The following is a 13580-nucleotide window of genomic DNA, read 5'->3' on the forward strand; positions in this document are numbered from 1 at the left end:
CGTTTTTCTTTTAATCGTATTTGTTTTTGTTTTTGTTTTGGAGTTTTTTTATGGTTTCAGTTCGCGATACGCATTTTTACCAAACAGCGCAAAAAGATCCTAAAAAGTGGGTGACTACCTTAGGGTTAAGTGACTCGGATCAAAAAAACTTATTAGATAATTATGAAAAGATTATTGCTTTATGCGTGCAACCTGAGCAATTACCCTTATTAGAACTGGGCACCGAGATGGTGGAAATTCTAGTGACCCTGAATATGGATATGGATACCTTAAATGCCGCGTTAATCTTTCCGTTACTGGATCATAAAATATTAACCCAAGAGCAAGTGGATCAATTGTGGGTTAAACGCATCTCCAAACTGGTTAAGGGCGCTACGGATATGGAAGGTATTCGTGCTCTGCAAAATCAGGGCTCATCAAAAATCAGTGCCTCACAAGTGGATAACTTGCGTCATATGTTATTGGCAATGGTTGAAGATGTGCGCGCGGTGGTGATTAAACTTGCAGAGCGGATCTGTTTTCTGCGCCAGGTTAAAGGAGCAGATGATGAGAAAAAGGTCCTGGTGGCACGTGAAATAGCATCAATTTATGCGCCACTTGCAAATCGCTTAGGTATTGGCCAGTTAAAGTGGGAATTAGAAGATCTTTCCTTTCGTTACCTGCAGCCTGAAATCTATAAAAAAATAGCCAGACAACTCGATGAAAAACGTATCGACCGTGAAAATTATATTCAAGAGTTTGTTGCTTGTGTAAAAAATTCACTTAAAGAGATGCAGGTAAATGGCACTGCTTATGGCCGCCCGAAACATATCTACAGTATTTATCGGAAAATGCAGAAAAAAGATCTGCAGTTTGAAGATCTTTATGATGTGCGCGCAGTGCGTGTTGTGGTTGAAAAACTGCAGGATTGTTATGCGGCATTAGGTGCAATTCATACCCAGTGGCGTCATATTCCAAGTGAGTTTGATGATTATATTGCCAACCCTAAGCCTAACGGCTATCAATCAATTCATACCGTTGTTTTAGGGGCGGAAGGTAAAGCGATTGAAGTGCAAATCCGTACGCAACAGATGCATGATGATGCAGAGCTGGGTGTGGCGGCACATTGGAAATATAAAGAAGGCACAGCTGGTGGTAAAGCCGCAGGGGGATATGAAGAGAAAATCGCTTGGCTACGTAAACTTCTGGCATGGCAGGAAGATATTTCTGATACTGATAACTTGGTTGATGAAGTGCGCAGCCAGGTATTTGATGACCGCGTGTATGTGTTTACCCCAAAAGGGGAGGTTGTTGATCTGCCAGCCGGGGCAACACCACTTGATTTTGCTTATTATATTCATAGCCAGGTTGGACATCGTTGTATTGGCGCAAAAATAGCAAACCATATTGTGCCGTTTACTTATCAGTTAAAAACGGGTGATCAAGTTGAAATTCTAACTCAAAAAGAAGCTAACCCGAGTCGAGACTGGCTCAATCCAAATTTAGGCTATATCAATGCTCCGCGTGCAAGACATAAAGTCGCAACTTGGTTTAGAAAACAGGATCGTGATAAAAATGTGCAGGCCGGACGAGAACTCTTAGAAGTTGAACTAAGCAAAGTAAAACTGAAATTGAGTGATGTATCACCTGCGATTGAACGTTTTAATGTCAGCTCTGATGATGATATTTTTGCAGGGGTAGGTAATGGTGATCTGCGTATCAACCAGTTAGTACATTTTTTAGATAATCACCATCACCAGCAAACATTGGAGCAGCAGGACTTAGCCGCTCTTGAGGCCTTGGAGAAACGTAAAAATAGTTTTACACCTAAAGCGGTCGGCAACAATATCATTATCGATGGCGTGGGTAATTTAATGCACACTATTGCGCGATGCTGTCAGCCTATTCCGGGAGAGGCTATAGAAGGTTATATAACTCAAGGGCGTGGAATTTCTGTGCATCGTAAGCAGTGTGAGCAACTTGCGGATCTGCGCGATGCGCATCCTGAGCGAATTATTGAAGCTTCATGGGGGGAGTCTCACTCTTCAGGTTATTCATTAACGCTGCGTGTTGAAGCACTGGATCGCAGTGGATTATTAAAAGATATTACAACGCTACTATCCAATGAAAAAGCAAATGTATTGGGACTTAATACTATGTCTAATATTAAAAACCAATCTGCAATTATTGATATGAACTTAGAAGTTTATAACAGTGAAGAGATCAGTAAACTATTAACCAAGTTAAAACAGTTAAAAGATGTTTCTGATGTAAGGCGTTTATAAAAAGATCTAATATAGCAGCTGAAAAATGCAGTTTTCTGCAATTTTCAGCGGCTTAGCAGTAAAGCTTATGGCACTGTTAGTGCTGATTTCTCATTAGAAAGAATAATTTCTTTTCCCTCTATCAGCTAGGATAAACGGTAATAATATTGAGTAATTTTTTTTATTTTAAAGAGAAGGGAAGTGAAAATAGGAAAAAGGTAATAGCTATCAAATTACTTATTGAGTCAATTCTTATGATAGCTAATTTATTAAGGTTCGATAATATGACTTAAATAGTACAAGTTTTTTTGCGTTGCCCCATAAAAGGTAATGGTAAACGCCCTTGCAAATATTGTTTAGCAAAGATAATGCCTGCCAGCATACTTAATATAAAGATAAAAATAGTTAATGAGCCACCAGCAAGACTTGCCATTGCCGGACCTGGGCAAAAACCTGCAACTCCCCAACCAGCGCCAAAAATAGCCGCACCAGAGATTAATTGACCATCAATTTTAGTATTGCTTGTGCAACTGAATTTTTCACCGTTTATTGCATGGCTGCGTTTTTTAATCAGCAGATGGTAGAAAGGGGTAAATACCGCCAGTGCGCCGCCCATCACAAAAGCCAGGCTAGGATCCCAGTTGCCGGTAATATTTAAAAAGCCAATCACTTTAGTCGGGGAGACCATACCTGAGATAATCATGCCTGCACCGAATAAGATGCCTGAAATTAAAGCGATAATTACTTTTAACATTACAAAGCTCCAAACTGTTGGCGAAGCAATACCACAAATGCCGCGACTGTCATAAATACACAAGTTGCAACAACGGAGCGCTTAGAAAAACGGCCCATGCCGATAATACCGTGACCACTGGTGCAGCCGTTAGCGAGGCGAGTACCAAAGCCAACTAATATCCCCGCAATAACGATGTATACGGGAGGCTGGTTGACAAGTTCAGGTAGTTCAATTGCAAATGGTATTAAAATAAACAGGCTGATAACCATACCGACAGCAAAAGCAAGCCGCCATTTGAATTCACCTTTCTGCGGGGTTAATAAACCGCCAATAATGCCACTGATGCCAGCAATTTTGCCTGCAAATAACATCAGTAAACTGGCTGACAGACCTAACAAAGCGCCACCCGCTAATGCTGACCACGGGGTAAAGTTTTCCATAGCGGACTCCAAAAGTTAATGAAAATGGGTGCTGCTTGATTGACTTATCAAGCGCTCTTGTATCTATTTATCAGCGGCTTCTGCTGGACAGAAAGCTTGCTGTAGGGCGCCCAGTAATAAACTTACTCGACCATCTGCTAATGAATAGAATACCTGCTGAGATTCTTTTCTTATTTTCACCAGCTCATGTTTTCTTAATACACCAAGGTGTTGAGAGAATGCTGACTGACTTAATTGAGTATGTTCGCGCAATTCAGAAACGCCCATTTCACCTGTCGATAATAAGCATAAAACAACCATACGATCTGCGTGGGCCATTAATTTTAGTAGTTCACTGACTTCAGCTGCTTTGTCATGGATTGTTGCTAATTTATTGTTCATTTTTCACCCTCAATTTGAATATTGAGCATATTACAGATAGTAATGATATTTATCAATCTAATTTAGTGTAATATTTATTAGACATCGCTAATTTAGTTGTTATTATATGATTCATATATCAATCATAATTTTTAAGGCAGTAAAAAATGACAATTGAAAATGGTATTAAAGTGTTAGCTGGATCAATGGTATTACTCTCAGTGGTACTAACGCAGTTTGTTCACCCCGCATTTATGTGGTTAACCGTGTTTGTTGGCGCTAATTTGCTGCAGAGTGCTTTTACCGGGATCTGCCCTGCGCTGTTTTTTTTGAAAAAATGCGGATGTCAATCTGCGTCATCTGACTCAGACAAATAATATCTTCTCTACGACTTATAAATAAAACCCTGTAACAGTCTATTATTGTTACTGGTTTTTACTATTTTCAATTTTTATTTGATCCTTATATTTTTGTAACAATCTTTGGGGAAAACAATGTCTAAAAAAATATTAATTATTGGCGGTGTTGCAGGCGGCGCATCGGCAGCAGCCAGGGCACGACGTTTAGATGAGCATGCTGAAATTATTGTATTTGAGCGTGGTCCGCATATCTCATTTGCTAACTGTGGCCTGCCATATCATATTGGTGGTGAAATTGAGTTAAGAGAGAAGTTGTTATTACAAACACCGGAAAGTTTTAAAAACCGCTTTAATGTCGATATTCGTGTTCAGAATGAGGTTTTATCAATAGATAAACAAGCGCAAACGGTAATTGTTCGTGATCTTGCTACTAAGAAAGAGTACACAGAATCTTATGACGCATTGATTTTAAGCCCGGGAGCAGGCCCATTTGTACCGCCAATTTCAGGTATTCGTAACAATTTAACCTACACATTACGTAATGTGCCGGATATGGATGCGATTATTGCATCGATTGAAGTTAATAAACCGCAACATGCAACTGTGTGTGGTGGAGGTTTTATCGGTTTAGAGATGGCGGAAGCACTGCGTCACCGTAATATTAAGGTAACGATAGTTGAACTTGGACCACAAGTGATGGCACCTGTTGATATCGAAATTGCTAATGCCTTGCATGATGAGCTTGAGCAGCATGAAGTAGAATTAAAATTAGGTAAAGCATTACAGGAAGTTGCCCCATCTGATGGAGCTGATAAATCACTAACATTAATACTTAATGATGGTTCGCTTTTAGAGACTAACCTGTTAATTATGGCGGTAGGGGTTAAACCGGAAACTTCGTTAGCAAAACAAGCGGGTTTAGAGATTGGCGAACTAGGTGGCATAAAAGTGAATGAGTTTATGCAGACCAGTGATGATGCAATTTTTGCGGTAGGTGATGCAATTGAAGATCCTGAATTTGTAACTGGTGATGCGATATTAGCGCCATTAGCAGGTCCTGCAAACCGTCAGGGACGTTTAGCAGCCAATAATATTTTTGGATCAAAGGAAACGTATAAAAAAACCCAAGGTACGGCAATTTGTAAAGTATTTGATCTGGCGGTTGCATCGACTGGTTTAAATGAAAAAACACTGCTACGTAAAGCAATGCCATATCAGAAAATCTATGTGCATGCAGCAAGCCATGCTGGTTACTATCCTGGCGCGCATCCGGTGACCTTAAAACTACTGTTTAATCCTGAAACAGGTCTGATATTAGGCGCACAAGCGGTTGGTAAAGACGGTATTGATAAACGTATTGATATTATCTCTGTTGCCCAGCGTGCCGGTTTAACGGTTTATGATCTGCAGGATTTAGAATTATGTTATGCACCACCATTTGGCTCAGCCCGAGATGTTGTTAACCAAGCGGGTTTAGTGGCATCTAATGTGATGAAAGGTGATGAGGTTGTTTTCCATAGTGAAGAGCTTGAGTCGCTTTCTGATAAACAAATACTAGTGGATGTTCGCACTGAATTTGAAGTGGATAATATGGGCATGATCCACGGGGCTGTTAATATCCCTGTGGATGAGTTGCGTGCTAACTTGGCTAAGCTTGATAAAAGTAAAGAGATCTTAATTTACTGTCAAGTCGGTTTACGCGGTCATGTGGCATCACGTTTATTAACTAACTTAGGTTATAAAGTGAAAAATTTAAGCGGTGGTTTTAAGACTTGGAAACTGGCAACACGCTAACCCGTACTTTGTTTTATTAAATCCCCAAGGGAAGCTCAGCTTCCCTTTTTTGCATCTTTTTTGAGTCTCGTTCCCACGCTCAGCGTGGTAATGCTGATCACACCAGGCCAATTTATAGCAATCATACTAAATAAGTGATCAATTAAGCTGATCTAAATGTCCAATAATTGCGTTGCTTTCAATTCCAATGGCTTACAAAATCGAAGTTCTTTAGCACAGTAACGTCTACCTGAATAGTCATGCGCTTGAGCTAACGCGCTTTCGCCCCCATTGCGCCTTACAAAATAAAAATAGTGACCAAATTTATTTGGCCACTTCTATGCTCGCTTTCGGGAATAAACGAGCATAGTACGATCTACCTTTTTCGTTCAAGAAATTAAGAAAAGATGATTAGTTATGCATTTCTTTGCCGAGCGCTTGGGGACAAAAACTTTTAGATGATGCTACAAATAGATGACGATTGATTCTGTTTTGTATTGAGGAATATAAGGCGCTTCGGAGCATCGCGCCTTATATTTTTATATGATGCCTCTCAAAGGAAGACAAATTTACTTAGCCACTTCAATTGGCGTTTAATGCAATATGTTGTTACATAATGTCGGTAAAATTCGGTGCGGTAATAGCATCTGCGAAGGCATAATTATTTTTTCCTTGGCGTTTTATTTCGTACATCGCTTGGTCTGCCAATTTGACTAATTCCTGAGGACTTACTCCATGGTCAGGATATAAAGCAATACCAACGCTGGCACCAATTTTGACCTCCACGCTCTCAAGTTTATAGGGAGCTGCCACTGCTTTAATCACCTTTTCCGCTACAGTCGTAATACAGTCTTTGTCGAGGACGTCCGTAAGTAGAATCCAGAATTCGTCACCGCCAACACGCGCGACCGTATCCACCTCCCGAACACTGGAACAAAGCCGAGCTGCCGTTTCCTTTAGAACATGATCACCCGCATCATGCCCGAGAGTATCATTAACCGTCTTAAAGCCATCAATATCAACAAACAGAACTGCCACCTTTGTTTTGTTCCGCCTCGCGATCTTCAAGGCGCTCACCAGACGATCCATAGAAAGCCGCCGCATAGGTAGTCCTGTTAGAACATCATGATTAGCCATATGGAGGATGCGTTCCTCGGCATTCTTCAGGGCGGTGATATCTTCTTTAACCGCAACATAATGGCTAATCTTTCCATTCCTTTGTTTGACTGGTGCTATCGATGCAATCTCCCAAAAAAGTTCACCATTCTTTTTACGGTTATGAAACTCCCCCCGCCAAGTATCCCCAGCAGACAGCGCATTCCAAAGAGCAGCGTACTCTTTAGGGTTCGTTTCGCCAGAACGCAAAATACGAGGATTTTTTCCAATGAGTTCTTCCGAGGAATACCCCGTTTTTTCCGTAAAGGCCGGATTGACGTATCCAATAGATCCGCTTGTATCGGTAATAATTATCGATGAAGCTGACTGGTTAACTGCAAGGGAAACAATTCGAAGTTCCGATTCCAAGGCTGCGTGAGTCAGCAAGATAAGCGTTATCGTACTTCCCCCCAGGATAAATATTCCCCCCAGAAAGACTAACGACGACGAAATGCTTGGATACATAAAAGAATGTTCGAATGGGGACAGCAGTGCTATTACTCCCCGTGCCCCATGAGAAACACCAAACAAACCGTAAATAGTAGCCACGGCGAATCCAGCGGTTCGCCAAGGTGTATTTTTATCACGTACCAAGGTTAGAACAATGGCAAAGCAGATCATTACGAACGCGGTGGAAAGGACGACTATTCTGATATTCAGATTTTGATCGACATAGTTAAAATAGTAGAAAAGCGAGACGGTTATGGGGGGAAGCCCCAAATCAAGAAACAACAATGGAGGGCGACTCGTAAAAACACGAATTCCCCGTAAGATAAGCAGAAACCCGATCACATAAAGTGAATTAGCAACAACCAGTGAGATGAAATCGGGAATATTTCCACGCCCAGAGATTAAGACACTGGCGGCGGCAACACAGGACATACCCGAAGCCCAAAAACCCGCGCCGTTACGCCGAGACTGGGATCGCCACAGAGAAACCAAAGCCACAGCAGAACCAATCGAGACCAGGGCCGTTACAACTAGTAGAGTACGGTTATCTAGATCAAGCATTTTAGATCCATTCTAATAATAAATTACATTTCACTGGTGAACTTCCTTTGATCTAAACAGTAACACCATGTACGACTTTTAAAAGCAGCTGGGTATTGAAAACGACACTATTTTATCACACAAAAAAATAAAGCGCTGAAGATGAAAGTGATTTTGGGATCAGGTATTACCTTCTGCATTGCTCACTGTTCTAACTCATATTAGATCTAGACATAACTACGGCAGCACAATATGCAGATGTTGAATTGTTATTCATTGAAACTCCATCAACGGAAAATGTCTGTTTTGCTCGCTCTTGGGAGAAAGCGAGCGTAAATGGGGTAATCTCAACAGACAAATAGTGCAAAAGTTCTAAGTCGGTTTGTGCCCTTTGCGCCTTAGAAAGCTAACACGGAAACGCCCCCAAGCTATGTATGGATTCCATTGCGACTCAAGCAGTGAAAATTTAAGTTATACCCGCGCTCGCTTTTTCCCGTGTTATTCTGAGCAGGTCTTTAATTTTGAGCCTGTGGATTTTATCTGTTTTCTGAAAATTCAAAATTCAAAATTAAAGATCTGGTCCTCATTACCAAAATTAAAGATCTGGCCCTCATTACCCTCATTAGCATGCTCATTACTGCAGGCCTCTGTGGTCAGTTCATGGTGGCCTTGGTCATCTCCGTTAGCGATGGTGAAATCACTAACAAATTGGTAGCACTTATTTTTCCCTTGTTGAGCCACTTCGCTAATAGTGATAATCCCCTTATTGCCCGACTTACCATTACTCCAAGACTGTTTAGCGCCAATTTTAGGTTTTTCCATTAAACGCGCCATTGCTTCGCCATATAATTTCCGGTCTTTGTTCGAGACGCTGTTGGCATCCTTTAGGCGCAATATTTCGGTCGTGTCTTTGCCGATTTTTCCTATCAATTCAAATGGTGAATGAAGGATCCCGCCAACAAACCCAGTTAGCATGCCTTTGCTCGCATCTTTGCCCACTTGTTCGGCCTGCCCCACTAACGCTTCCGCCTTAGCGATTATTTCTGGAACCTCAATACGCAATGCTTCACTTTCAGCCAAGATCAACGGGATTTGCGGTAATGCATTAGCAATTTGTTGGTTAGTACCCGCTATTGTTTTATTGGTACTGCGCACAGTTTGATTGGTTTCATCAACTAACTTTAACAGCGCCGGAAGCTCGGCTCGCCACTCATCAGACTGCTTTAAAATTGGTTCAATAGATTGAGTGACCGTTGAGACTTCATTGATAATAATCGGCACCTGCTGATTAATCATATCAACTCTGGCTAATACCTCAGGTATCAGCTGCTGGTAACCTTTACTTTGTTCAATAATTTGCGGTACAAACTGTTTCAGCTCGGCAACCTCATTGATAATCGGCGAGACTCGTTGAGCAGTATCATCAATTTGTTCAAGTAGTGCCGGTAATTGCTGACGAAACTGGCGAATTTCAGAGGCAAAAAATACGATGGCGGCAGCCAAGGCAAGCAAACCTAAGGCAGTTAACAGTTTGATGAATCGAACAAAGGTGTCCATGAAGAATGCTATCCCTTACTATAAGTGTGCGTATATGCCAATAACCTTAACCTATTGTTTGGTTAGGGTAAGCGCTTTAGTTTATTAGTTTTACTTTGCGGAGTATAGGGCGAATAACAGGCCTTTGTTCTTAGATTCGAGTCTGATGCTTTTTCTGGCAATTAACATTATGCAAAGGGCTGTAAAGGCAGATCTTTTGATAAATAAACCGACCAACTCGGCTAGTTTATACAAAATCGATAGGATCAACGTCTATCGACCATCTCACTTTACGGCCTTCGGGGAGATTATCAAAATCGCTGAGTGCCTGCTGCAGGGTTTGCGTAATCAAAGCGCGTTGCTCACTTTGTAACAGTAGTTGAAAGCGGTATTTACCCGCCCGTCGCTCCATTGATGCGGGAATCGGCCCTAAAATAAGCAGTCGTTCGCTTATCTTATTCGCCGCAGTGATCTGCGCCAGTATCTGTTTGCACAAACCGAGAAAGTTCTCCGCTTGAGTGGCATTATCGGATTCGCAGCGCAGTAATGCTTGAAATGAACTGGGTGGTAATTGTGCTAAAACTCGCTCCTGCAGTGCATTTCTGGAAAACTCCAAATAACCATTATTGATAAGATCCTGCAGTAAACTGTGCTCTGGATGGTGCGTTTGTAAAACAACTTGCCCTTTTTTCTCTTCTCGTCCCGCGCGGCCTGCTACTTGTGTAAATAGCTGCGCTAATCGTTCACTGGCACGGTAATCATTACAAAAGAGTGCGCCATCAACATCAATTAATGCCACTAAAGTAACGTCTGGAAAATGATGCCCCTTGGCAAGCATCTGTGTGCCGAGCAGAATCTTGTATTTCCCCTTGTTAATGTCATTTAAATACTGATTAAAGCTCTCTTTTTTACGGGTATTATCACGATCAATTCGCACCGTCGGGTGATCGGGGAAAAGTGTATTCAGTGTCTCTTCTAGCTGCTCTGTGCCCACCCCGGTTGAGATTAACTGCGTTGAACCACAATCATGGCATTGATGAGGTACTGGCAGGGTAGAGGTACAGTGATGACAATGCAGATAATTTGCGGATTTATGGTATGTATAAAATGCATCACAGCGGGGGCATTTCACCAGCCATCCACATTCATGGCACATCAACACTGGTGCATAGCCGCGGCGATTTAAAAACAGAATTACCTGGTTATTTTTAGCGAGGTGTTTTCCCATCAGTTCAATCAGTTGTGGTGATAAACCTGATTTAAGCGGTAAGCCGGCTAAATTAATCAAACTGCTGGCCGGTGGTTTGGCATTACCTGCACGCTGCGTGAGATGCAGGTGCTGATATTTTCCCTGCAGGGCATTATGCAGGGTTTCCAGAGAGGGGGTTGCTGAGCCTAAAACAATCGGGATCTTTTGTTGAAATGCGCGTTTTATGGCAAAGTCCCGGGCATGATAACGAAAACCATCCTGCTGCTTAAAAGAGCCATCGTGCTCTTCATCAATAATGATTAACCCTAAGTTTTTAAAATCACTAAAAACGGCACTGCGCGTGCCGATAATAATTGCTCCGCTACCTTGCTTGGCATGTAACCAGGTATCTAACTGTTCACGCGAGTTTAACCCGGAGTGCTTTAGGTAAGTGGGCACATTAAAGCGCGCCTGAAAACGTTGTACGGTTTGCGGGGTCAAACCAATTTCCGGCACTATCACTAATATTTGCTTACCTGCTTGCAGAATAGGTTTTAATATATTGAGATAAACCTCGGTTTTACCACTGCCAGTAATACCTTCCAATAAAAAACAGTTAAATGCATCAGTTTGCTGGGTAACGCTGGTAATCGCAATCGCCTGTTCGGCAGTTAATGTTGGTTTTTGTGTGCTTTCTGAAAAGGAGTCTGACCAGTTTAGATTGCAATCTGGTTGTAACTCAACTGCTTCGATTAAACCTTTTTCTTGTAATGTTTTCAGTGTCGGGCGGCTAACATCCTGCGCTTTTAACTGCTCTGTAGCTAATGCAGATGCTTGTAACAAAGAGAGAGCCTGTTGCTGTTTTTTCGCGTTTTTAAAATCATCTAAATTAAAGTCGTTTCCCGACAGTTGCCAATGTTCACAGCCCTTGAAGTTTGCTTCTTTACCCTGGCGCAATAGGCTTGGAATCGCCTGCTGAAATACATCACCAAAAGGATGCTGGTAATAAAAAGCAGCCCAGCGCAAAAGCGACCAGAGGTTGCTATCTAATAACGGTGTCTGATCAATTAACTGGGTGATATTTTTTAACTTATCCAATGCATAATCGCAGTGAGGGTTCACTTCGCAAATTACCCCGATCATCTGCCTTTTTCCACCAAAAGGAACACGCACACGACAGCCAACCAGGTTATTTATATCTGTTTTAAGCAGATAACCGGGCAGTAAATAATCGAACTGTTTATGCAGTGGGATCGCCAGCGCGATGCGACAAATAATAGGTTGGGTCATAAACTCAATTAGCTAATAATAAAAAATCTATTGTAACGCTTTTTAAAGTGAGCGACTTAAATAAATACAGGTAAAGAAGTAAGGGATTTTTTCCATAAAAGGGGGCTGATATTATTTTTTAGATCTGATTTGCTATTTCTATCATAAATATTGAAATGGTGTAGTGAATATTGCCTTTTACCTGTTGAGGCAAAAGGCAATGTTTTATCCGACTCTATTAATCAGCCCAAATTTCATTTACATATTCAGGATGATCAACAAAAGGGTTACGGTTACCCTGATACTGAGCTGCTGCATTATTACGATCAATCTCTTTCTGGCTTACCGGATCATTTGTGCTCCAGGTTTTTAACATAGCAATGACCCAAGGTTCAAACACCTGATCACCGCTACCATCTAACACGGCATTAGCGTTGTCCGAGTTGAGCGCCCATGAGCCTGCGATATCTTGATAACGCGTTGCCATATAAAAATGGGCTCTTGCAAAATCGCCTTTAAATTCATCGATCGGTTCAAAGACAGTTCCTGTATAGCCTAGGCCAGATCTTGCTGGACCTAATTTGCTTCCGTTTGTTGATGTGGTAGTGGCCGTGCCAACCTCACCATACGGATAGTTACTACGGTAACTGTTTACCTTACCATCAGTTGCGAAAATATGATGAACATCGGTATACATAGGAGAAGCATCGTCAAACCAGCTTTTTGGGAAAGAGTGTTCGCGGTTATAACAGTCGCCTTCACTGCTGTAATTACCGCATTGCTTAGTTACCGGCGTGAAGTTGTAACTATCTGAAGCAGAGGAGTTTTCAGAGTACATATCTAAGATAGAACCATCCTGTTCATAATATATATCTAATGAGTAAGTACTCATAAAGGTCCATAAATCACCGTAGCTTTTCGCAGTATGATCCTTAATGATATTATAAAGCGCAGTTTTTAACTCAAAAGCGGTTTTGTCCGTTGCAGCACTATAATATGTCGCTATCTCAGCTGGGGTAAGAGCAACAACAGGGATCGTAGTAACTGGATCGGTAGGTTCAACTGGATCTGTTGGGGTAGTTCCAGCCTTCTCCGTGAAGGTCAAATTATCAATATAAACAATTTCAGAACCATCAAAATCACCATCATCGTAAAAACGCGCACCAATTTCAATATCCTTAGTTTCAGTAGCAGTATATTCTTCGCTAACTTCTTGCCATTGATTAATGAGATTCTTATCTGAATAGCCTTTATAAGTAGCTAGATAAATGCGAGCTTTCTGGAAGCCTTCGGTGTGATAAATAGACATAGAGAGGGTATATGTTTTACCCGCTACCACATTGACGCTTTGACGGAAATCGGTATCACCTTGAGTGCCGGTATTAACTGTAATCGCTACAGAATTTAAACCAGTTTTAAAAATAGTACTATCTTGCAGCACTTCTATTCCACTATCAATGAGTGTCCAACCAGTGGGTTTTGCATCAGTCCAACTTTCAAAATCGCCATTAACAGCTAAATTGGTTGGCT

General features: G+C 41.5%; 10 protein-coding genes. 3 read left to right on the top strand and 7 right to left on the bottom strand.

Annotation, left to right across the window (positions count from 1 at the left end):
* Positions 1-50: 50 nt before the first annotated feature.
* Entirely contained in the window at positions 51-2264 is a 2214-nt protein-coding gene (gene relA / locus AC4GME_RS03870; protein WP_490378495.1) for a GTP diphosphokinase, read from the top strand.
* 268 nt (positions 2265-2532) lie between these two features.
* Here relA and AC4GME_RS03875 read toward each other — a convergent pair whose 3' ends face one another.
* The 3 genes from AC4GME_RS03875 to AC4GME_RS03885 form a co-directional block, all read right to left on the bottom strand.
* Positions 2533-2997: a DUF6691 family protein gene (locus AC4GME_RS03875; RefSeq protein WP_490378922.1), complete on the bottom strand. Its 465-nt coding sequence runs from the start codon at positions 2995-2997 to the stop codon at positions 2533-2535.
* On the bottom strand, positions 2997-3419 hold the full coding sequence (locus AC4GME_RS03880; protein WP_490378923.1) for a YeeE/YedE family protein: 423 nt from the start codon (positions 3417-3419) through the stop codon (positions 2997-2999). The genes AC4GME_RS03875 and AC4GME_RS03880 overlap by 1 nt, the downstream gene beginning before the upstream one ends.
* Positions 3420-3482: 63 nt before the next feature.
* A complete protein-coding gene (locus AC4GME_RS03885; protein WP_490378924.1) occupies positions 3483-3800 on the bottom strand; it encodes an ArsR/SmtB family transcription factor in 318 nt (105 codons plus the stop codon).
* A 146-nt stretch (positions 3801-3946) separates the two neighbouring features.
* Here AC4GME_RS03885 and AC4GME_RS03890 point away from each other — a divergent pair, with 146 nt between their 5' ends.
* Both AC4GME_RS03890 and AC4GME_RS03895 read left to right on the top strand, forming a co-directional pair.
* Entirely contained in the window at positions 3947-4156 is a 210-nt protein-coding gene (locus AC4GME_RS03890) for a YgaP family membrane protein (RefSeq protein ID WP_490378925.1), read from the top strand.
* Between the two features lie 117 nt (positions 4157-4273).
* The gene (locus AC4GME_RS03895) at positions 4274-5932 is read left to right on the top strand and encodes an FAD-dependent oxidoreductase (protein ID WP_490378375.1); all 1659 of its coding nucleotides are present in this window, start codon (positions 4274-4276) and stop codon (positions 5930-5932) included.
* Positions 5933-6520: 588 nt separating this feature from the next.
* Here the strand turns inward: AC4GME_RS03895 and AC4GME_RS03900 are convergent.
* The 4 genes from AC4GME_RS03900 to AC4GME_RS03915 form a co-directional block, all read right to left on the bottom strand.
* Positions 6521-8077 carry a diguanylate cyclase domain-containing protein gene (locus tag AC4GME_RS03900; RefSeq protein WP_490378926.1) on the bottom strand — a complete coding sequence of 519 codons (1557 nt, stop codon included), beginning with the start codon at positions 8075-8077 and terminating at the stop codon, positions 6521-6523.
* Positions 8078-8611: 534 nt separating this feature from the next.
* Positions 8612-9613: a hypothetical protein gene (locus tag AC4GME_RS03905; RefSeq protein WP_490379036.1), complete on the bottom strand. Its 1002-nt coding sequence runs from the start codon at positions 9611-9613 to the stop codon at positions 8612-8614.
* Between the two features lie 226 nt (positions 9614-9839).
* On the bottom strand, positions 9840-12071 hold the full coding sequence (gene priA, locus AC4GME_RS03910) for a primosomal protein N' (RefSeq protein ID WP_490378111.1): 2232 nt from the start codon (positions 12069-12071) through the stop codon (positions 9840-9842).
* A gap of 217 nt (positions 12072-12288) precedes the next feature.
* A partial coding sequence (locus AC4GME_RS03915; protein WP_490379037.1) for an endonuclease occupies positions 12289-13580 on the bottom strand: 1292 nt, incomplete at its 5' end.

This window comes from Psychromonas sp. (genome assembly GCF_983033635.1).